This window comes from Lentzea flava (genome assembly GCF_014648475.1).
In the GTDB taxonomy this organism is placed as follows: domain Bacteria; phylum Actinomycetota; class Actinomycetes; order Mycobacteriales; family Pseudonocardiaceae; genus Lentzea; species Lentzea flava.
Window position 1 is genome coordinate 22,670 of the sequence record NZ_BMRE01000014.1, and the last position, 20,848, is coordinate 43,517.

General features: G+C 69.8%; 19 protein-coding genes. 8 read left to right on the forward strand and 11 right to left on the reverse strand.

Features of this window, described 5'->3' with window-relative positions; genetic code table 11:
* Together IEZ09_RS18190 and IEZ09_RS18195 are read left to right on the forward strand one after the other, a co-directional pair.
* Nucleotides 1–762, forward strand: a complete 762-nt coding sequence (locus IEZ09_RS18190; protein ID WP_229812674.1) for a helix-turn-helix transcriptional regulator — start codon at nucleotides 1–3, stop codon at nucleotides 760–762.
* Complete coding sequence (locus IEZ09_RS18195) at nucleotides 763–1,185, forward strand: nitroreductase family deazaflavin-dependent oxidoreductase (RefSeq protein WP_189254908.1); 423 nt, start codon at nucleotides 763–765, stop codon at nucleotides 1,183–1,185.
* Here the strand turns inward: IEZ09_RS18195 and IEZ09_RS18200 are convergent.
* Genes IEZ09_RS18200 through IEZ09_RS18210 form a run of 3 tightly spaced genes read right to left on the reverse strand, consistent with a single transcriptional unit; the run spans nucleotide 1,141 to nucleotide 3,456 of the window.
* Nucleotides 1,141–1,704: a hypothetical protein gene (locus IEZ09_RS18200; protein ID WP_189254909.1), complete on the reverse strand. Its 564-nt coding sequence runs from the start codon at nucleotides 1,702–1,704 to the stop codon at nucleotides 1,141–1,143. The two genes, IEZ09_RS18195 and IEZ09_RS18200, sit on opposite strands and share 45 nt — an antisense overlap.
* Nucleotides 1,701–2,264 (reverse strand): TetR/AcrR family transcriptional regulator, encoded by a 564-nt coding sequence (locus tag IEZ09_RS18205; RefSeq protein WP_189254910.1) that lies wholly within the window; start codon nucleotides 2,262–2,264, stop codon nucleotides 1,701–1,703. The genes IEZ09_RS18200 and IEZ09_RS18205 overlap by 4 nt, the downstream gene beginning before the upstream one ends.
* Before the next feature lie 19 nt (nucleotides 2,265–2,283).
* A complete protein-coding gene (locus IEZ09_RS18210) occupies nucleotides 2,284–3,456 on the reverse strand; it encodes an MFS transporter (RefSeq protein WP_229812675.1) in 1,173 nt (390 codons plus the stop codon).
* 242 nt (nucleotides 3,457–3,698) lie between these two features.
* Here IEZ09_RS18210 and IEZ09_RS18215 point away from each other — a divergent pair, with 242 nt between their 5' ends.
* The gene (locus IEZ09_RS18215) at nucleotides 3,699–4,919 is read left to right on the forward strand and encodes a glycoside hydrolase family 16 protein (RefSeq protein ID WP_189254911.1); all 1,221 of its coding nucleotides are present in this window, start codon (nucleotides 3,699–3,701) and stop codon (nucleotides 4,917–4,919) included.
* A 95-nt stretch (nucleotides 4,920–5,014) separates the two neighbouring features.
* Here IEZ09_RS18215 and IEZ09_RS18220 read toward each other — a convergent pair whose 3' ends face one another.
* The 3 genes from IEZ09_RS18220 to IEZ09_RS18230 all read right to left on the reverse strand — a co-directional run bounded on the left by IEZ09_RS18220 (nucleotide 5,015) and on the right by IEZ09_RS18230 (nucleotide 7,200).
* Nucleotides 5,015–5,872, reverse strand: coding sequence for an ornithine cyclodeaminase family protein (locus IEZ09_RS18220; protein ID WP_189254912.1), 858 nt, complete (start codon nucleotides 5,870–5,872; stop codon nucleotides 5,015–5,017).
* A 187-nt stretch (nucleotides 5,873–6,059) separates the two neighbouring features.
* A complete protein-coding gene (locus IEZ09_RS18225) occupies nucleotides 6,060–6,218 on the reverse strand; it encodes a DUF397 domain-containing protein (protein WP_189254913.1) in 159 nt (52 codons plus the stop codon).
* Nucleotides 6,219–6,228: 10 nt separating this feature from the next.
* Nucleotides 6,229–7,200 (reverse strand): Scr1 family TA system antitoxin-like transcriptional regulator, encoded by a 972-nt coding sequence (locus tag IEZ09_RS18230; RefSeq protein ID WP_189254914.1) that lies wholly within the window; start codon nucleotides 7,198–7,200, stop codon nucleotides 6,229–6,231.
* A gap of 23 nt (nucleotides 7,201–7,223) precedes the next feature.
* Between IEZ09_RS18230 and IEZ09_RS18235 the strand changes: the two genes are divergently transcribed.
* The 3 genes from IEZ09_RS18235 (at nucleotide 7,224) to IEZ09_RS18245 (ending at nucleotide 12,641) form a co-directional block, all read left to right on the forward strand.
* A complete protein-coding gene (locus IEZ09_RS18235) occupies nucleotides 7,224–10,331 on the forward strand; it encodes a phosphodiester glycosidase family protein (RefSeq protein WP_189254915.1) in 3,108 nt (1,035 codons plus the stop codon).
* A gap of 38 nt (nucleotides 10,332–10,369) precedes the next feature.
* Complete coding sequence (locus IEZ09_RS18240; RefSeq protein WP_189254916.1) at nucleotides 10,370–12,031, forward strand: DEAD/DEAH box helicase; 1,662 nt, start codon at nucleotides 10,370–10,372, stop codon at nucleotides 12,029–12,031.
* A gap of 292 nt (nucleotides 12,032–12,323) precedes the next feature.
* Nucleotides 12,324–12,641, forward strand: coding sequence for a hypothetical protein (locus tag IEZ09_RS18245; RefSeq protein WP_189254917.1), 318 nt, complete (start codon nucleotides 12,324–12,326; stop codon nucleotides 12,639–12,641).
* Here the strand turns inward: IEZ09_RS18245 and IEZ09_RS18250 are convergent.
* The 5 genes from IEZ09_RS18250 to IEZ09_RS18270 all read right to left on the reverse strand — a co-directional run bounded on the left by IEZ09_RS18250 (nucleotide 12,638) and on the right by IEZ09_RS18270 (nucleotide 19,150).
* Nucleotides 12,638–13,381 carry a methyltransferase domain-containing protein gene (locus IEZ09_RS18250; protein ID WP_189254918.1) on the reverse strand — a complete coding sequence of 248 codons (744 nt, stop codon included), beginning with the start codon at nucleotides 13,379–13,381 and terminating at the stop codon, nucleotides 12,638–12,640. The two genes, IEZ09_RS18245 and IEZ09_RS18250, sit on opposite strands and share 4 nt — an antisense overlap.
* 114 nt (nucleotides 13,382–13,495) lie before the next feature.
* Nucleotides 13,496–16,894, reverse strand: coding sequence for a S8 family serine peptidase (locus IEZ09_RS18255; RefSeq protein WP_189254919.1), 3,399 nt, complete (start codon nucleotides 16,892–16,894; stop codon nucleotides 13,496–13,498).
* Between the two features lie 68 nt (nucleotides 16,895–16,962).
* Nucleotides 16,963–17,361 (reverse strand): VOC family protein, encoded by a 399-nt coding sequence (locus IEZ09_RS18260; protein ID WP_189254920.1) that lies wholly within the window; start codon nucleotides 17,359–17,361, stop codon nucleotides 16,963–16,965.
* A 2-nt stretch (nucleotides 17,362–17,363) separates the two neighbouring features.
* On the reverse strand, nucleotides 17,364–18,158 hold the full coding sequence (locus IEZ09_RS18265) for a helix-turn-helix domain-containing protein (RefSeq protein WP_229812676.1): 795 nt from the start codon (nucleotides 18,156–18,158) through the stop codon (nucleotides 17,364–17,366).
* Between the two features lie 17 nt (nucleotides 18,159–18,175).
* On the reverse strand, nucleotides 18,176–19,150 hold the full coding sequence (locus IEZ09_RS18270; RefSeq protein WP_229812677.1) for an ROK family transcriptional regulator: 975 nt from the start codon (nucleotides 19,148–19,150) through the stop codon (nucleotides 18,176–18,178).
* Nucleotides 19,151–19,187: 37 nt separating this feature from the next.
* On the opposite strand from IEZ09_RS18270, the gene IEZ09_RS18275 reads away from it, so the two are divergent.
* Together IEZ09_RS18275 and IEZ09_RS18280 are read left to right on the forward strand one after the other, a co-directional pair.
* Nucleotides 19,188–20,195, forward strand: coding sequence for a Gfo/Idh/MocA family oxidoreductase (locus IEZ09_RS18275; protein WP_189254922.1), 1,008 nt, complete (start codon nucleotides 19,188–19,190; stop codon nucleotides 20,193–20,195).
* On the forward strand, nucleotides 20,192–20,656 hold the full coding sequence (locus IEZ09_RS18280; protein WP_189254923.1) for a heme-degrading domain-containing protein: 465 nt from the start codon (nucleotides 20,192–20,194) through the stop codon (nucleotides 20,654–20,656). Before IEZ09_RS18275 ends, IEZ09_RS18280 begins: the two co-directional genes overlap by 4 nt.
* The last annotated feature ends 192 nt before the right edge of the window (nucleotides 20,657–20,848 follow it).

Below are 20,848 nucleotides of genomic sequence, written 5' to 3' on the forward strand. Positions count from 1 at the left end.
GTGCTGCCAGACCGTTTTCAGGCACTGCTGCCGCAACGCCTGGACATGCTCCGCCGTGCCACCGGGTTGCCCGTCGTGTTCGGCGGCGCCGTCACGCCCGGCCGCGACCTGGTGCTCAGCAGCTTCTACGGCACGCACGGCACGTCGTTGCACGGCTTGAGGATCGGTGCCGGCCGCGGCCTGGGAGGCACCGCGATCGCGATGGGCGCCCCGGTCCGCGTCAACGACTACGCCTCCACTCGCGCGATCACCCACGAGTTCGACCAGATGGTGGTCGTCGACGAACGCCTGACCTCGGTGTTCGCCTACCCGGTCGTGGTTCGCGGCACTGTGCACGGCGTGCTCTACGGCGCCGTGCGCGGGCAGACGACCGTCGGCGACCGGGCGATCAGGATGGCCGGCGCGATCGCGCGGGGCCTCGCAGGGGACCTGGACATGCCTTCTCTTCACACCAAAGCCGCTCTGCGCGAACTCGCCGAGGTCACCAGACTCGTCGGCGATCCGGCGTTGCGCGAGCGGTTGCGCAAGGTCCACCAGGACCTCGGCGGTGAAGCTCCCGTGACCGTCCCGACCGGACTGACGCCGCGCGAACTCGATACGCTCCGGCTGGCCGCGGTCGGTGCGTCCAACCGGGAGATCGCCGCCGAGCTCGGGTTGAGCACCGAAACCGTCAAGGCCTACCTCCGGGGCGCGATGCGCAAGCTGGGGGTGCACAACAGAACCGCCGCCGTCCACGCGGCGAGGTCGACGGGAGTGCTCTGAATGTCCTGGTTCGAGAAGGCCGTGATCGGCACCGACCGCCTGCTGTACAAGCTGACCGGCGGCAAGGTCATGACCGTCTCGTTCAGCAAGCAGACCGGGCTGACGCTGATCTCCACGGGCGCGAAGTCCGGTGAGCGGCGCGAGAACCAGGTCCAGTACGTGGCCGACGGCGACGGCATGCTGGTCGTCGGATCGAACTGGGGCAAGCCGCACCACCCGGCGTGGACGGCGAACCTGCTGAAGAACCCGGACATCCAGGTGAACGTCCGCGGCGACGTCCGCGACGTGCGGGCGACGCTGCTGACCGGTGCCGAGCGCGAGGCCGCCTGGCGGAAGCTGGTGGCGGCCTGGCCGGCGTTCGAGGACTACGTCGAGCGGTCAGGCGGCCGCGAGCTGCGGGTCTTCCGCCTGACTCCGCGCTGAGGCCCACGCGAGCCACACGCAGCCGACGATCATGAGCACGCCGTGCGCGATGCGGACGGCGGGCGGCGTGAAGAACTGCGGCAGGAACAACGCGAACCCCGCCGCGAACAGGATCGCGGGCAGCGTGCGCAGCCTGAGCGCGACCATGATCGCCGCGACGCCCATCCCCACCAGCCCGATGGCGAAGGTCGTGACGGCAACGGGGTTGTAGCGCACAGCCTCTGCGAGTTCGACGATGTTGGGCTGCGCGGCGATCTCGTGCAGGGCGAAGTCCTCCGCACCGTAGTACGGCAACGTCAGCCCGGCGCCGACCCAGAACGTGATCGCAGCGCTCCGGTGGATCTCCAGCAACGCGATCGGCACGAGGATGAAGCCGATCATCGCGAACAGGTGCGACGCGACCCACGCGGCCGACCCCATCGCGGCGGCCGCGCCCTGCGTCGTCGTCTCGTCCTCCCACGGTCTGAACACCGGGTACAGCAGGAAGAGCAGGCCTGCGGCCGTGAGCGTCCACTTCATGATTGCCCCCTGAGATCGGTGAGATACATCCGGACGAGCTGGTCGTAGGTGTCGTCGAGTCCTTCCGGCAGGCCGAACCCACCGCCCGACTCGATCGACGCGAAGCCGTGCACGATCACCCGCAACCGCCGCGTGGCGTGGATGGCGGCGGAGCCCTCCAGGCCGTAGCTGCGCAGCGTCGCGAGCATGACCTCGATGAGCTTCGTCCCCGCCGCCTTCTGCAGTTCGTCGTGCAGCGGATCCATCGGCATGGCCGCGTACCGGTGCGGGTGTTTCGCCGCGTACGCGCGGTACGCGTGCATGAGAGCTGCCACGGCTTCGTCGCCCGACAGCCCGAGCACGGCCTTCGTGAACCAGTCCGTCATGTCCTCCAGCACCCGCACGCCGACGTGGTCGCGGAGTGTCTGGAGGTTCGCGACGTGCTTGTACAGCGAGGGCGTGGCGACACCGGTGCGGGCGGCGACGGCGGCGAGCGTCAGTCCTTCGACGCCCTGCTCGTCGATCAGTTCCAGCGCGGCGTCAACGACCTTCGAGGTGGTGAGTCCGGGGCGAGCTGCCATAGCTCAAAAGCTAATGTCATTAGCCGCTGATGTCAACACGCTGTCTGACGAGGTGACGCGCCAAGGCCGCGAACGCCATGAGAGCCACGAGTGCGCAGACTCCGCGCCAGCCGAACAGGGTGTACGCGCGCACTCCCAGCCACGACCCCACAGCGCCGCCGAGATACCCGCACGTCATGTAGGCGGTGTTGAGGCGACCGCGGTGGGTGTCGCTCAACGCGTACATGCGGATCGAGTTCGCCACCATCCCGCACTGCATCGCCACGTCGAGCACGAGCGTGCCGACGACCAGCGCGACCAGCCCGCCGACTCCACCGGCGGTCCCGGCCGCCAGCACGGCCGCCGAGCCGACCACCGCGAGCATGCACACGAGGTTCACCGGATCCGGCCCGCGCCGGTCCACGACGCGCCCGGCGAGCGGGGTCGCGATCATCGTCGCGGCGTTGACCAGCGCCAGCAGCCCGACCGCTTGCGCGCCGTAGCCGTACGTCGGCCCGGTGAGCAGCAACGCGACGCTCCCCCAGACAGCGCTGAACGCCCCGAAGATCATGGCTTGGTACCAGCAGGAACGTCGCAGCTCGGGCTCACTTCGCAGCAACCGCAACGGTTCCAGCAGCAGGTCCGGATAGGACTGCCGGGTGTGCGGCTCGGTCCGCGGCAACGCCCGCCACAGCGCCACCGCCATCACGAACGCGAGCCCGGACGCCACCAGGTACGGCGCCCGCCAGCCGAGCCACTCGCCGAGCACACCGCTGACCGTGCGGGCGAGCAGCATCCCGCCGACCGAGCCGGCGAGCATGGTTCCGCTGGCCGCACCCCGCTGGTCGGGAGCGACCATCCCGGCGACCATCGGCCCGATGATCGGCGCGATCACCGTGGTCACGCCGACCGCGACCCCGGCGGCGAAGAGCGGCCCGAACGACGGCGCGAACCCCGCCGTCGCGAGGCCCAGCCCGGTGACCGCGAACAACGTGGCGATCAACGGCCGGTACGGCACCCGGTCGCCCAGCGGCACCAGCAGGAAGATCCCGCAGGCATAACCGATCTGAGCCGCCGTGACGACCAGTGCGGCCCGGTCCGGAGCCATCCGCAGTCCTTCGGCCACCAGCGGTGTGACCGTCTGCGGGAAGTAGACGTTGCCGACCGCGACGCCGCACGCGACCGCCAGCAACCAGAGCATCCCCCGTCTCATGACCGCGACGCTGTCGGTTGCCGCCACCCGGTGCAATCGAATTTCCCCATAGGTAGCAGCCCGTTCGGCTCCACCCGGCCGCCGCTACACCTCCAGACCCAGGGACGTCCGCGACGCCCTGTCGGTGAGAGCGCTCCCATCTGACAACAACGTGAAAAGGTTTACAAGTTGACCGAGAGTCACGGCATGACAACACTTCCGAACCACTGGGCGCACAACTAAATCCAGGAAAGGTCGGTTCGATGCAGCGACGCATCGGGACGGCCCTCGCCGCCGCCTTGATGGTGGCCGCGGGGATCACCGTCACCACCACCACCCAAGCTCCCCCTGCCAATGCGGCGGTGATCTGGGCCGACGAGTTCAACGCTCCCGCCGGCACAGGTGTCGACGGCGGCAAGTGGCAAATGGAAGTGGGCAACAACAACGGCAACAACCGCGAGTCTCAGTGGTACCAGGCGGGTACCTCCAACGCGGCGCACGACGGCAACGGCAATCTCGTGATCACCGCCAAGCGCGAGAACCCCGGCAACTACCAGTGCTGGTACGGCCGTTGCGAGTACACGTCCGCCCGCATCAACACCGCGGGGAAGTTCACCCAGACCTACGGCCGGTTCGAAGCGCGCATGAAGATGCCGCGCGGCAAGGGCATCTGGCCGGCCTTCTGGATGCTGGGTGCGGACATCAACAGCGGCAACCCGTGGCCGGGTTCCGGCGAGATCGACATCATGGAGTTCCTGGGACACCAGCAGAACACCGCGTACGGCACGATCCACGGCCCTGGCTACAGCGGCGCGGGCGGCCTGCAGTCGGTCTACAACGGACCGAACCTCGCCGACGGCTTCCACAACTACGCCGTCGACTGGCGTCCCGGTGAGATCGTGTGGTCCGTCGACGGCCAGGTCTACGGCCGCAAGACGCCGCAGGACCTCGGCGGCAAGACGTGGGTGTTCAACAAGCCGTTCTTCATCATCATCAACCTCGCGGTCGGTGGTGAGTGGCCGGGTTATCCGGACGGCAGCACGACGTTCCCGCAGCAGCTCGTGATCGACTGGGTCCGCGTCTCGAACGACAGTCCGCCGCCCAGCGGTGGCACGGAGATCCGCGGCATCGGCGGCAAGTGCGTCGACGTGGCCGGGGCGAACACCGCCAACGGCACGCCCATCCAGATCACCGACTGCAACGGCAACGCGGCCCAGAAGTGGAGCCGTCCCGGTGACGGCACGATCCGCGCGCTGGGCAAGTGCATGGACGTCTCCGGCGGCGGCACGGCGAACGGCACGCAGGTCCAGTTGTGGGACTGCAACGGCACCGGCGCGCAGAAGTGGACCGTCAGCGGGGCTCAGGACATCGTGAACCCGCAAGCCAACAAGTGCCTCGACGCCACCGGGAACTCCTCGGCCAACGGCACAAGACTCCAGATCTGGGAGTGTGCGGGCACGGCCAACCAGAAGTGGCAGGTGTGAGGTCTCTCCCGGCCGGGTTGCGCATGGCCTGACCGGGAGAATCACGGCGCTGGACGGGAACTTCCGCGGCGGAGGGGTTCACGTCCAGCGCTCTGTCACGCCAGCAGCCGTGCCACGGCCCAGTCCTGCACCGCGACCCCGACCGACTTGAACACCGTCCTGCCCTCACGGAGCGGCGGATTTCCCAGCGCCGCACCGAGTTCGACGAGCGACTCCAGCCGGAGCACGCCCGAGTTGACCGCGCGGATGATCTCGCCGGCCTCGCTCAGCGCGGCCTCGACCTGATCGACCACAACGACTTCCGCGCACGTGAGCAACTCCTCCGGCAGCTCGCGCATCACCGGCCGGTAGGAGCCGATCGCGTTGACGTGCACCCGTTCCTTCAACGCGTCGCACGAGAACAACGGCACCGTCGACGCCGTCGCACAACACACGACGTCCGCGCTCTGCACGGCTTCCTCCGCGTCCAGCGCCACGTCCATGACGGTGTCCGGCAGCTCGTCCTTCAGGCTCTCCAGCAACGCCTCCGCCTTCCCGGCGTTGCGGTTGAACACCACGAGCTTCTTCAACGGCCGCACCGCGTGCACGGCCCGCACCTGGTCGGCCGCCTGCGCCCCGGCCCCCAGCAACGCGAGGTGCGAGGCGTCCTCGTCGGCCAGCAGATCCGTTGCCACACCGACCACGGCCCCGGTGCGCAACGTCGTGAGCGGCACCGCGTCCGTGACGAACTGCCCGTCCGGGTGCGAGTAGACGACCGTGCCGGTGATCACCGGGTCGCGCTCGACCTCGAGGCTGAGCACCTTCACCGCCGTGGACGCCGTCGGCAGGTGGTGCACCGTCATCACGAGCGACCGGCTGTCGCTGAACGCCTGCCGCGGCGGCAGCTCGAACTCCCCGGCGGTCAGGCCGATGAACGCTGCGCGGACGGCTTCGATCGCCGCGGGCATGGTCATGGTTCGGATGGTAACGACCGGGCCACGGCCGGGGTCCGGGGCCCGGCGGGAGTCCTCCCAGCAGCCGAACGAAACGTGGCGCCACCAGTGCGAGCGACGAGCCGCGAGATGGATGGACGCCGGACGAACCTCAGCGCCGCGGTGTGATGCGCATGATCGATAGCGTGCGCGACGCACCTGGGGTAGGTCAGTCGCACTTCACCGCGCTCAGGAAGGCGGTCCAGGCGGCGGCGCTCACTTCCACGTGAGCGGCGGGCGCCTTGCTGTCGCGGATCCCGATGCCGGTGGCGACCTCCACGCAGGCACTGGCGTTCGCGCTACGGCTGCTCTTGCGCCACTCGGCCACCGGCTTCTCCTCACATGAGCAACTTCTTGATCAGCTCCTTCGATTGTTCCGCATCCAAGGCGACCTGATCGAGCCCTTCCACGATGCGCCCGTACGCCTTGACCGGCTCAGGCGCCTCGATGATCAGGCTGGAGTTCTCGCTTTCCAGGAACACGACGTCCTCGTACCTGTCGAACGTCAACATGTCGAAGGATCCGGCCATCCCGGCATGCGCACCAGCGGTGAGGGCCACGATCCGGACGACGACGTTCGGTCGCGTGGCCAGCTTCTCCAGGTGGAGCAGCTGCGCTCGCATCACCTCGGGTCCGCCGACGGAGTTCACCAGCACCGACTCCGGGATGAAGAAAACCGCTTTCATCCCGTTGCGGAGAGGCTCCTGCCGCGGGATCCGCGCCGCGATCCTCTCCTCGACCTCGTCGTCCGACACGTTCGCGCACGCCGTGATCACCGCACGCATGTACTCCGGGATCTGCAACATGCCGTGCAGCAACATGGTCTGCCGCTTGTCAGCGAAGAACTCGCCGACGCGGCGTCCCAGCGACGCCGCGCGGCGGAAGGACGCGTGCGGTGGTGAAGCGCAGTTGATGAAGATCGGCAGCACCGGCCTGGCGTTGATCTCGCCGAGCAGGTCGCGGGCCGTGTGGCCGAACGCGTGGTCCAGCGCGGCCTCGTAGGCCGTGGCGATGTCGAAGTCGTGCGCCACGAGGTTGGCCACCAGGGCGCGGCCCAGTTCGGAGGGCACGTCGTAGGTGCCGACGGGGCCCGCCACGTCGCCCTGCGCCGTGGCCGCCAGGACCACCGCGAAGGTGGGGACGACCGCGCGGAACGCCCGGCGGTGGTCGGTGCCGAAGAACACCACGAGTTCCGGGTCGAAGGCCGCGACGGCCTCGCGGGCCGTCGCGATCGCCGCGCGGACCGGGCCGTGGGGCGCGCTCGGCAGGGTGATCAGGTGCGAGGAGCAGACCGTTAGGCGATTCTTCACCGGGCCAGTCTAGGTTCCCGTGCGTGACGAGACGTGCACTTGCGGTGATCATCGCCGCTGCCCTCATTGCGCCCGTTTCCCCTGCTCACGCCGACATCGCGAGACGCATCGAGACCGAGCGGACCGAGAGACCGGTGGCTCCCGGCGTCACTCTCAGCTCCTTCGACTGGTACGAACCCGGCGGGTGGGTCCGCGGTGATGCGCTCGCCGTCGACCTCACGAAGGCCAGGATCGGGTATGTCGACCCCGGCAGCGTCACGCAGACCGCTCCCCTGTCCCAGCAGACGCCCAACGCCGTCGCGGCCATCAACGGCGATTTCTTCGACATCAACAACAGCAACGCGCCACAAGGCGTCGGCATCAAGGACGGGCAGCTCAGGAAGTCCGGTCAGGGCCGCGCGGTGGGGATCGACGCGGCGGGCGTCGGCAGCGTGATGGAGACCTTCTTTGAGGGCACGCTCAACGGCACGCACAAGCTGACACAGCTCAACAGCGCGCGGATCGACGTCGACGGAATCGGTGTCTTCAACCCGTTGTGGGGCACCTACAGCAGAGCGCGCGCTGTGCAAGGTGCCACCAACACGGCCGAAGTGATCGTCCGTGACGACGTCGTCGAGTCCGTCGGCAGCCCCAGCGACCGGCCCGTCCAGGGGTACGCGTTGGTGGGCAGGGACAAGGGCGCGGACGTCCTTCGGCAGCTCAAGCCCGGCGACCGGGTCGAAGTCACCTACCGGAGCCGCACCAGCAACGGCAGCCGTCCGCACACGGCCATCGGCGGGCGGCACCTGCTGGTCGAGAACGGCAGGAACGTCGCGCCGGCCGACCCGGTGCACCCGCGCACGGCGGTCGGGTTCAGCGCGGACGGCAGGAAGATGGTCATGCTGACCGTCGACGGACGGCAGAACCCGTACCTGCCCGGCCTGAACCTCCGCGACCTCGCCGACGCCATGATCGAGCTCGGCGCGCACAACGCCCTCAACCTCGACGGCGGCGGCTCGTCGACCATGCTCGCCCGTGAACCGGGCACCACCGAGCTCAAGGTCGTCAACACGCCTTCGGACGGTGCCGAACGCCCGATCCCCAACGGCCTGGCCCTCTACGCACCTGGCGGCTCCGGCAAGCTCGTCGGGTTCAACGTCGACACCCACGACAAACGCGTCTTCCCCGGCATGACCAGGCGCATGACCGTGCACGGCTACGACGAGACGTTCGGCCCGGCCGCCAGCAACGACCACGTGACCCGCGCGACCGGCGGCTGGGCCGTCGGCGACACCTTCCACGCGGCACCGCGCTCCGGACCGGCGTCGTTCACCGCGTTCCGCGGCGCCACGACGAAGACCACGACATTGACCGTCCTGGGCAAGCTCACCAGGCTCGCCCCGGCCAGTCCGCTGATCAGCCTCGGCGCGAACGAGCGGAAACCGTTGCAGATCAACGGTTTCGACGCCAGGGGCTTCAGCGCGCGGATCGAACGGGCCGACCTCGGCCTCACCTACGACCGCCGGGTCGTCGAGGTCACCCCGGACCTGCAGGTCAGAGCGCTCAGGCCCGGCACGACCACGATCAGGGCACGAGCCCAGGGCGCAGAAACCCAGGTGGCCGTCACGATCGGCGTGACCGATGAGCCGATCGCCACCTTCGACCACGACGCTCCACAGTGGACCTTCGGGTCCGCCCGCGCGACCGGCTCGGCCTCCCCCGACCCGCACGGCCACACCGGCACCGGCCTGAAGCTGAGCTACGACTTCACCCGGTCGACCGGCACCCGCACCGCCTACGCCGTCCCGCCGAAGCCGTTGCAGGTCAACGGGCAGCCGCTGGCGCTCGCCGCCTGGGTGCACGGCGGCGGCCGAGGCGAGTGGACCGCGTTCACCGTGACCGACGCGTCCGGCCAGTCGAGAGCTCTCTACGGCCCGTACGTCACCTGGAACGGCTGGAAGCAGCTGGAGGTCCCGGTTCCGCCCGAGCTGAAGTTCCCGATCCAGGTCACCAGGTTCACCGTGATCGAGACCAGGGCCGACCGCTCCTACCAGGGCGAGGTGATCGTCGACGACGTCACCGCACGGGTCGCGCCACCGGTCACCCTGCCGCCCGCCCCTGAACTCCGAGAAGACGTGATCGGCCCGGCCACCGGCTGGAAGTTCGCGGTCATGTCGGACGCCCAGTTCGTGGCGAGGAACCCGGACAGCGACCTGGTCAGGTCCGCGAGACGCACGCTCAGGGAGATCAGGGCGTCCGGCGCGGAGTTCGTCGTCATCAACGGCGACTTCGTCGACGAAGCCTCGCCGGAAGACCTCGCACTCGCGCGACGGGTGCTGACCGAGGAGCTCGGCGACTTCCCCTGGTACTACGTGCCGGGCAACCACGAGATCATGGGACCGGGCACGATCGACAACTTCCGCCGCGAGTTCGGCGCCACCCACCGCACGTTCGACCACAGGGGCACGAGGTTCGTGCTGCTCGACTCGTCGACCGGAACGATCAGAGGCGGCGGCTTCGACCAGATGGAGATGCTCCGAAGCGCACTCCGGACCGCCGACGGCCAGGTCGTCGTGATGATGCACCACCCTCCGCGCGATCCCACGCCCGCACGCACCAGCCAGCTGTCCGACCGCATGGAAGCGGACTACTTCGAGAAGCTGCTGTCCGAACGCGACAAACCGACCACGTTCATCGGCGGTCATGTCGGCGGCTTCTTCGCGTCCACAGTGGACGGCGTCCCGCACGTGGTCAACGGCAACTCCGGCAAGGCACCGGCCGAGGCGGGCGGTTTCACCGGCTGGACCCTCGCCGGTGTCACCGACCACGGCGTGAAGGCGGAGATCCGACCCCATGTGGACTCGCTCCAGCTGCACGCACCCGCCACGCTGAGGCTCGGCGGTCAGGAAACGGTTGCGGCGACGCTGAAACAGGGCTCGCGGACCGTCCCGGTGAGGTACCCGATGGGCGCGGTGTGGGCCGGGTCACCCGGTCTGCACGTGGGTGAGGTGTCCGGAGTGCGGCCGTGGCACGTGGCGTGGCTCGATCCCGGTTCGGGGCTGCTCACCGCGCTCAGGCCAGGCCAAATCCGGATCTCCGTCACGGTAAACGGGGTGACGAGCAGCACTGACGTGCGGGTCAGCCCGGTCTGAGTGAGTGCGATGCCGGGCGGTGGGGGAAGATAGCCGTCATGACCACCGCCGACAACGGTTTCGCCGACCTGGGGCTGCGGCCCGACATCCTCAACGCACTCACCACGCTGGGCTACGAGGAGCCGACGCCGATCCAGAGCGAAGCGATCCCTCCGCTGCTCGCAGGCAACGACCTGCTGGGCCAGGCGGCCACCGGCACGGGCAAGACGGCGGCGTTCGCGCTGCCGCTGCTCGAGCGCATCGCCGACCGGATCGGCAAGGGCGAGAAGCCGCTCGCCCTCGTGCTCGCACCGACCCGTGAGCTCGCGGTGCAGGTGTCGGAGGCGGTGCACCGCTACGGCAGGCACATGGGCGCGCGCGTGCTGCCGATCTACGGCGGCCAGCCCATCGGCCGCCAGCTGCGCGAGCTGTCCCGCGGCGTCGACGTGGTGGTCGCGACCCCCGGCCGCGCGATCGACCACCTCCAGCGCGGCACGCTGTCGCTCAGCGAGCTGCAGATCGTCGTGCTCGACGAGGCCGACGAGATGCTCGACATGGGCTTCGCGGAGGACATCGACGCGATCCTCGCCGAGGCCCCAGCCGAGCGGCAGACCGTGCTGTTCTCGGCCACGATGCCCCCGCGCATCGACCGCATGGCCAAGAGCCACCTGCGCGAGCCGGTGCTGATCCAGATCGAGCGCGAGAAGACCGAGCCCGGCGAGGCCCCGCGCGTCCGCCAGACCGCGTACCTGGTGCGCCGCGAGCACAAGCCGGCCGCTCTCGGCCGGGTGCTGGACGTCGAGTCGCCGACGGCAGCCGTCGTCTTCTGCCGCACCCGCGACGAGGTCGACCAGCTCACCGAGACGCTCAACGGCCGCGGCTACCGCGCCGAGTCGCTGCACGGCGGCATCAGCCAGGAGCAGCGCGACCGCGTGATGGCACGCCTGCGCGGCGGCACCGCCGACCTGCTGGTGGCCACCGACGTCGCCGCCCGAGGCCTCGACATCGAACAGCTCACGCACGTCGTCAACTACAACGTGCCGTCCGCACCCGAGGCGTACACGCACCGCATCGGCCGCGTCGGTCGCGCGGGCCGCGAGGGTGTCGCGATCACCCTGGTCGAGCCGCGCGAGAACTCGATGCTCAAGACCATCGAGCGCGTCACCAAGACCAAGATCCCGATGGAGAAGGTGCCGACGGTCGCCGACCTGCGCGCCCGCCAGCTGGAGCTGACCCGTTCGTCGCTGCAGGAATCGCTGATGGAGGACGACCTCTCCCGCTTCCGGGTCGTCGTCGAGACCCTGGCCGACGAGTTCGACGTCATGGACATCGCCCTGGCCGCCGTGAAGCTCGCCCACGAGGCCTCGGGTGCCGCCGCGGACGAGGAGGAGATCCCCGAGGTCCGCCCGCGCGAGGACCGCCCGCGCCGCGACGGTGCCCCCGGTGGGCCGCGCCGCGAGCGCCGCGGCCCGTCCGAGGGCATGACGAGGCTGTTCCTGGGCGCGGGCCGTTCGTCGGGCATCCGCCCGCAGGACATCGTCGGCGCCATCACCGGCGAGACGAACCTGAAGGGCCGCGACATCGGCGCGATCGAGATCGCGGACCGCTTCTCGCTCGTCGAGGTGCCGGGCCCGGCGGCGAACGACGTGATCATGTCGCTGCGGGACGCGACCATCAAGGGCAAGCGCGTCACGGTGCGCCGCGAGCGCCAGCCGCGCTGAACCCACTTCGCGCTCCTGACGCCGACGCATCCGACATCGGCCGACCCGTCCATCGTCTGTCGGCGGTGGACGGACGAGGACGGCGTCACGCGCGAGGAGGAGTACACCCAGAACCTCAGGTGGGAGACCAGCTGCACGGAGCAGAACGTCCTCAGCGGCAAGATCGACGGTGAGATCCAGGCGGCACGCGTCCGCAGCCGCGAACCGGCGGACGGCCAGTACTTCTACTCGGTGATCGTGACCAGGCTCCACCCGCTGGAGAATCCTCGCCGACCACCTCGACGGCGATGCGGTGGGCATAGCGGAGGAGGACGTCCAGCGGTACCAGGAGATCGCCGCGAGGAACCACCTCGCCGCCACCCGAGTGATCGAGTACCGCCACCTCGCGATCGTCGCCGAGGGGCACCCCGTGGACGATCCGCTGACGATGGTGCGTCAGTGGAACGAGGGCGGCGAGGTGAAGGAAGAGCGGTTGGACGGCGATCTCAGGCGGGTGCCGGCTGACCTGCTGCGGCAGCACGGTGATCAGGCCGTGCCCGTGGACGTCGACGCCGTGAGGAAGCACGAGGGCACCTTGGCCAAGCGGTACCGCGAGAAGCACGGGTTCTAGGGCTTGCGGGCCTCGATCAGGAACCGGGTCGAGGTGGAGACGAACTCGCCGTGCTCCTGGATGTGCTCGTGCATCTCCAGGAGCCGGTCGCGGTAGGCCTCCACGGTGAACCCCGGCACGGTCCACAACACCTTGCGCAGGAAGTGCACCACCGCGCCGACGTCGAAGAACGCCACCCGCAGCGCGACGGACTCCAGCCGCAGCACCTCCAGCCCGGCGGCGACGGCATCCGCCCGCGCCCGCTCTGTGCTGCGAGCGTCGCTCACCGGCTGCGGCCCCATCATGAAATCCGTGAGCTCGCGGTTCGTTCCGGCCCCGATCTGCTGCGAGAAGTACGTTCCACCGGGCTTGAGCACCCGTGCGACCTCTGCCCACGGCGTCACGACCGGGTGGCGGCTGATCACCAGGTCGAACGTCGAGGAGCAGAACGGCAGCGGCCCGTCGTCCGGCGCCTGCACGACGACCGCGCCGGGCAGGTTTCGCGCCGCTACGCGCGCGTTGGGCGGCCACGACTCGGTGGCGGCCAGCAGCGCGGGCTTCACCGGCGCCGACGCCGTGACCTCTCCCCCGCCCGTCTGCAGGTCGAGCGCGGACTTCACCGCCGCCAGCCTCGCGGCGATCAGGGAGGCGTAGCCCCACGGCGGGCGTTCCTCGGTGGCGCGGCCGGAGAACCAGGAGAAGTCCCAGCCCTCCAGCGGTACCGCCGCCCCCTCTGCCACCAGGTCTTCGAAGATCCCCATGCGGCGACCATAGTGGCGGCACCTGCCTCGGGCGCGAGACGCCGCGTCCTCCTTCGTCTCGCGCGGAACAAGGCAGGTGCCGCAGGGGGTTACAACGACCGATCGGCCGCGCGGTTACGCCCGGAGGCGGTAGGCCCGCAGGACCGTTTGGTCGACCGTGTTGCCGTCGGTGTCCTCAGCCACCACGCGTAGCGACACGTAACCCCCAGGAGCCCCACCAGGGGGCACGATCGACTTCACCGGCATCCAGTTGGCACCGTCGTCGAACGACGCGTAGGCGCGAAGTTCACGAATGGTGGCCTTGCCTGCACCGGACTGACGCGACGCGGTGAACTTCGCCGGCATCGGCGCACCGGCCTTCCAGCTGTTGCGCAGGTCGACCGGCAGGCTGTAGTCGACCTCCAGCAACGGCAGCTTGCCGTCGGCGGCACCGGAGAACCCCCACGTGGCGTAGACGTTCTTCGACAGCTCCGGGTTGTCACGAGCGGCGCTCAGCGTCAGCTGGTAGCGGCCGTCCCTCGCGGTGGCGGGAAGGACACCTTCCCGGTACGAGGAGGTGCCCACCACCTCGCCGTTGTGCCTCAGTTCCACTGAGCCGTAGCCGCTGTTCCGCCAGTTCTCCACCCAGGTGGACCCTCCGAACGGGGAGATCCGCACGTTGATCACGCCACCGGTCCTGTCGACGCCGCCACCCAGAGACCAGGGCACCTCCGACGGACGGCCGAACCGGGGTGAGGCGACCGCGCGGTGGTTGGACCGCTCGTACTTCCTGCCCGGCGCGTAGGTGACCGCCTTGAGGTCCGCCCAGGACGTGGCTCCGTCGAAGCCCTCGTGGAACCAGCCGACGCCGTTGCCCGCCGAGTAGTACTCGGTGCGCTGCACCGGACCCGTCAGGTCCTCGTCGAGGGCGCCGAAGTTCAGCTTGGCCTCGCCGTTCACCACCGGGTAGTTGCGTTGTCCGACCCAGCCGCCCGCACCCGACGTGTGGTACCGCGCCTTGACCTCGGCCAGTTCGGAATGGCGGATCTGCCGCGTCCCGACCGGCAACGCGCCCTTGTCCTGCTGGTACAGCGTGTAGGACACCGGCGATCCGCCGATGGCGCGCAACGTCAGCCGCGCCGGCGTGGTGGCCACGAGGTGTTCCGCCACCGCGATCACCGGGATCGCCGACCACTCGTCGAACCCGAACGGCACCGGACCGGCCCACAGCACGGCGACCGCGCCCGCCGCCTGCATGGCGCGGGCGACGTCGTACGGGTCCTCGCCCGCGGTCCGCACCAGCGCCAGCTTGCCGCGCACGTCGGCGCCGCGCTCGGCGACCTCGAGCTGGTGGTCGCCCACCGGCAGGCGAGTGCTGGCTTCCCAGTACCGGACCGGGAACCCGCCCACGACCGAGATCAGCGGCTGCCCGCCCTTGAGGTTCGAGTCGTAGGTCAGCTCGGGCAACGCCGCGCCGAACGACAGGCTGTACATCGGCACGCGGCCGTCGATGATGCTGGCGACGCCGTTGATCTTGCCCGGCTTCAGCGGCACGCGCAGGTCGGAGTTGCGGTACCACACCTCGGACTCGCCGTCGGGCAGCTTGACGCTGAAAGCCTTGCCCTGCCTGGCGTCCAGCGTCACGGTCGTGTTCGCGGTCAGCGACACGCGGCCGGCGACCTCCGTCGCCGACACGGGCGTGAACCAGGCGTAGTTCGCCGTCTTCTCGTCGATCCGGCCGATCACCGCGTAGTCGCCCACCGCGACCCGCGCGGAGCCGGTGCCGCCGGTGATGCTCAGCACCGTCCCTTCCTGCGTGGACATGTTGACCAGCACGACGAACTCGTCGGGGACCGGCTTGCCGTCACGGCCGGTCATCGACACCGTCAGCGTGGCGCGTTCCTCCTGCACGTACGCACCGACCGCGGTCGTCAGCGAGACGCCGCCACCGGAAGCCTTGACGTGGCCGAAGAACGTGCCGTTGCCCTTGCGCGGGTCCAGCACCACGTCGACCGCCGCCGTGCCACCGGCGGGAACCGTCACCGAGGCCGGAACCGTGAAGCCGGCGCCGAGGTTGTGCTGCAGCGCAAGGGAAACCGGCTCCGCACCGGGGTTCGAGTAGGTGATCGTCTTCGTGAAAGTCCTGGTGTGCGGCCATTCCAGCAACCCGAACGACAGGCTGCCGACGTCCGCGCGCACCTGCTGCGACACCGCGCGGCCCACGTCCACCAGGCCACTGCCGACGTTCGCGGACGTGTCGGCGACGGGCTTCACCGTCGCCATCAGGTGTGCCTTGAGTTCGGCCGCGGTCCAGGAGGGGTTGCGCTGAGCCAGGATCGCCGCCGCACCGGCGACGTGCGGCGCGGCCATCGACGTGCCGGTCAGCCGCGCGTGCAGGTCGTCGACGTAGTAATCCCACAACGTTCCCGCGGCCCGCGCCGCCACGATGTCCGTGCCCGGCGCCGCGATGTCCGGCTTGACGGCGAAGTCGCGGTCCCTGGGCCCGCGCGACGACGAGTCGTTCAGCGTGCCGGACTTGGTCAGGTTCGCCACCGCCAGCGCCGCGTCGGCGGCCGCCGGTCCGCCGACCTTGACGCGGTCGCCCGAGTTGCCGGCCGCGGCCACGAACAGCGCACCGGTCTCGGCCGTGAGCTCGTTCGCCTTCACCGACATCGGGTCCGTGCCGTCGGACGCCATCCGGCTGCCGAGGCTCATGTTGACGACCTTGGCCCTGACCTCGCGCGCGGCCCAGTCCATCCCGGCCAGGATCGCGCTCTCGTCGCACCAGTCGGCCTCGCAGACCCGGCCGACCGCGAGCTTCGCGCCCTTGGCCACGCCGGAGTACCTGTCACCGCGGCCCGCGATCGTCGCGGCCACGTGCGTTCCGTGCCCGATGTTGTCCTGGATGCCGGCCGGGGTGAAGTCCTTCGACACCGCCACGACACCGGCTAGCTCGGGGTGGTTCTGGTCGTAGCCGGTGTCGAGTACGGCGACCGTGACCCCGGTGCCGTCGAAACCGGACTGCCACGCGGCGGGTGCCCCCACCATCGGCACGCTCTGGTCCAGCGAGATCCTCGCCTTGCCGTTCAGCCACAGCTTTCCGGCACCGCGCGCGGTCGCCCGCTGCGCCCACCGCCGCGAGGCTTCTTCCTTCGGCACCGCGGCGGCCGCGCGGAAACCGTTGTCCAGCACCGGAATCCGGTCGATCTTGTCGTCGGTGTAGCCGAACGCGTGCAGTGCCGTGACGTTGAAGAAGCGCTGGTCGACGCGATCCTGCCCCACCGCGTCCACCGCGTCCGCCGGCACCACGTACTGGTCGCCGTCCCGCACGTACTGGGCGAACCGCATGCCGGGCCGCCCCTGCACTCCGAGCAGTTCCCCTCGCTCGTTCACGACGACCTTGTCACCGCTGATCAGCGTGATAACACTGCTCGGCCCCACCGGGGTTCTGGGTGGTTCCGCCTGTGCCGTCGCCGCCGGGCCGAGCAGCCCGGCGGCGAGGACGGCGATCATCAAACAGCGCGCTGGGCGCACCTGTCCTCCCCTGGATGTGAACCTCTCCACCCCAGGAGACTCCAGCCGTCAGGAAAAGGTTGCCTCGCTCACGCACCGCGATAGGTGCCGAAACTCCAGCGGTTGCCCTCGGGATCGGCGACGGTGAAGCCACGCGACCCGTAGTCCTCGTCCTTCAGCCCGCGGACCTCGGTGGCCCCGCGCGCCATGCACTGCGCATAGATCTCGTCGGGCCGATCCGTCACCACGTACACGGACGCCCCGCCGACAGCCGTGGCGAGCACTTCGCCGACCGAACGCTTGGCGGATCCCAGCATCACGCCGCCGCCCTCCGGCCAGACCAGCTCGCAGTGCACGACCTCGCCGTCGGCCTCACCGGGCACGACGAGGTGCTCGGAGAAGCCGAAAGCCTCGACCAGGAAGCGGATCGCGGCCGGTGCGTCCTCATAGGACAGTGTCGGCCAACAGGTAGGTGCAGGTGTGGTCATGGCTACAACTCTGCGACGGCACCCGCCTCGCTGCCTTGTACGAATGGAAGCTCGGTCGCGATCCACTCCGTCGGGGTGGCCCCGCACAGCGCCCGCCAGTCGCGGTTGAAGTGGGCCTGGTCGGTGTAGCCGCAGGCAGCGGCCACCTCGGTCAGGGTCGGCCTGGTCTGCCCCCGCAGCATCCGGTTCGCCAGCTCGAACCGCATCACCCGGCCCATGACCTTGGGCGTCAGCCCGTACTCCGCCGCGAACCGCGCGCTCAGGTGCTGGCGGCTCCACCCGACCTCGGCGGCGATCTCCCCGACCGGCGCCCCTTCGGCGATCCGCTGCCACGCCCACGCGAGTTCGACCTGCTGCCGCACCGGCCGGACCAGCCTGCCGAACACCTCGTCCAGGCACGCGAACCGGTCGGTCCAGGTCGCGGCCTCCTGCAGTCGTTCCCGCAGCTCACCGGCCGGAGCATCGAGTGCGTCGAGGCCCACCGCCGTGCCGGCCAGCTCGCCCGCGGGCAGGCCGAAGAACGCCCGCGCGCCCAACGGGGTCAGGGAGCACTGGACGCCGTGCTGGAAGCCGTCGTGGGTGATGAGCACGGCCTCGTCGTGCAGACCGCCGCACAGCGTCGCGAACCTGCCGTGGGCCAGGTCGACGGTGCCGTCCATCGTGACGACGAGCGTGAGCGAGCGCGACGGCAGGCCGCGGTGGACACCGGGTTCGGTGCGCATCCGATACCCGGAGTACCGCGTGACGAACGGCCGCAGCCTCGGATGCGGCGCTCCGACGACGTGCTCGACGTCCACGTTCTCGATGATAGGCGCTAGAACAACTCGCCCAGCACCAGCAGTCCCGCGCCCACCGGCACCAGATCGTCGCCGTAGGACGTGACGCTCACGTCCAGGCCGGGCATCGCGCGCAGGTAGAGGTCAGGGGACTCGAGCACCTTCCGTCCACTCAGGACGATCTGGTCGAGGTCCAGCAACTGCACCAGGTTCCCCACGGCGGCGGCGAGCACCCGAGCCGCTTCCTCCCCGTGCGCGGCGGCGTGGACGGCCTCGACGCAGCCACGCCGCCCGCACACGCACAGCGGCCCGTCGAGCTGAATGGTCGTGTGCCCGAACTCGCCGGCACCAGACCTCGCGCCCCGGTGCACCTCACCGCCCAGCAGCAACCCGACGCCCAGACCGGTGCCGACGAACACCAGCGCCGCGTCCTGCATGGATCTCCGCCACGCCTCCGCGAGCACGGCGACGTTGGTGTCCTTGTCCACCACGACCGGCAGCCCGAGCCGTTCCTCCGCCAGGGTCTTCAACGGAACGCCCGACCAGCCCGGCAGGCCGTTCGGGGACACCACGCCGTCGCGGAAGTCCAGCGGACCGGCGATCCCGATGCCGAGGCCGAGCACCCTCTCCCCCGGCTCGACCAGCGCGGCCAGCGCGTCCAGGACGTCGGGAGGCGTGAACATCGGCGCCAGCGGCACGACCGACGCCGACACGACCTCACCGGTCAGGTCGAGCCGCACGACCCGCACCTCGTCCCGGTCGACGTAGGCCCCGTACGCGCAGGCGCCGCCGGCGGCCAGCCGCAGCGACGTGCGCGGCTTGCCACGACCTCCGTCGCGGACCGCTCCGGTCTCCTCCAGCAGCCCCGCCGAGATGAGCCGCGCCACGATCTTCGACACCGCCTGCGGGGTCAGCCCGGCTTCAGCGGCGATGGAAGCCCTGCTCAGAGCCCCTGAGCGGACGAGACGGAGCACTGTCCGGTCGTTGTGCGAACGCAGTGAGGTGAGGTCCACGTGGCGATTATGCAACAGCGTTGCTTTAATCAGCGGCATGACACGAGTCGGACTGCTGGGCTACGGCATCGCGGGGCGGGTCTTCCACGCCCCGCTCATCTCCTCGACCGACGGCATGGACCTCGCCGCGATCGTCACCGCGAACCCGGAGCGGCAGGCCCAGGCCCGTGCCGCGCACCCGGACGCGAAGATCGTCACGGCCGGCGAGCTGTTCGAGCTGGACCTCGACCTGATCGTCGTCGGCACCCCGAACCGGACGCACGTCGAGTACGCGCGACGCGCGATCGACAAGGGTGTCGCGGTCGTCGTCGACAAGCCGTTCGCGCCCACCAGTGCCGAGGCGAAGGACCTCGTGGCCGCGGCGCGGGCGAAGGGCGTGCCGCTCACGGTCTTCCAGAACCGCCGCTGGGACAGCGATTTCCTCACCGTCCGCAAGATCATCGGCCAACTGGGCGAAATTCGGCGGTTCGAGTCTCGATACGAGCGCTGGGTGCCCGAGATCTGGGACAACTGGCGCGAGTTCGGCGCGCCGGAGGAGGCGGGCGGCCTGCTGTACGACCTGGGCGCGCACCTCGTCGACCAGGCGTTGCAGCTCTTCGGCCCGGTCTCGAACGTCTACGCGGAGCTGGACCTGCGCCGGCCAGGTGTGCAGCTGGACGACGACGTGTTCGTGGCGCTGACGCACGACAACGGCGTCCGCTCCCATCTGTGGGCCAGCGCGCACGCGGCCCACCACGGACCGCGGTTCCGCGTGCTCGGCAGCGAGGGCGCGTTCGTGATCGACGGCATGGACGAGCAGGAGGACGCGCTCGCCGCGGGCCGCCGTCCGACCGGCCCCGGCTGGGGCCGCGAGACCCGCACCGGACAGCTCGGCGTTCTCGGTGAGACGAAGGAGATTCCGGTGGAACCCGGCGCCTACCAGACCTTCTACACCGAGTTGCAGGCCGGCCGGATCCCCGTCGACCCCGAGGGCAGCGTGTACGCGCTCGAGGTCATCGAGGCCGCGTTCACCTCCGCGCGCGAGAACCGGGTGGTGACGCTGTGAGCTCGGAGGAACTCCTCGCCCAGGAGCGGCGCCTGCAGTTCACGCGCTTCGGCAACGACGTCGCGATCGAGCTCGGCCTGCACCTGCTGGACGCGGCCCGCGAGCAGGGCCTGCCGATCGCGATCTCGGTGCAGCGCAACGGACACAGGCTCTTCCACGCCTCGTTGCCCGGCACCGCGCCGAACAACGACAGGTGGCTGGAGCGCAAGGCCCGCGTGGTCGAGCTGTTCGGCCACAGCTCGTTCTACGTGGGCGAGAGCTTCCGCGAGAAGGGGACGACGTTCGAGGCGGAGTCACGCCTCGACCCCGACCTGTACGCGGCGCACGGCGGCGTCTTCCCGGTGATCGTCCGCGGCACCGGGCCGGTCGGCACGGTCGGCGTCTCGGGACTGCCGCAGGCCGAGGACCACGCGTTCGTCGTCACTCAGCTGGAATCGTTCCTGAACTCCCGCGAGGCGTAATAGCACGAATAGTCCTCGGTACAAAACCGGAACTTTCGACGCGGCCTGCACCAAGAGGTGTGGCGCGGTATTGGAACACACCACTTCGAGTGGACGCGGATCCACTCGGAGTGGTGTTGTATAGCACCCCGACAAGACGCGCTAACGCCCACAAAAGAGTGATCCTACTGAGCCAAACGAGTGGACCATTCC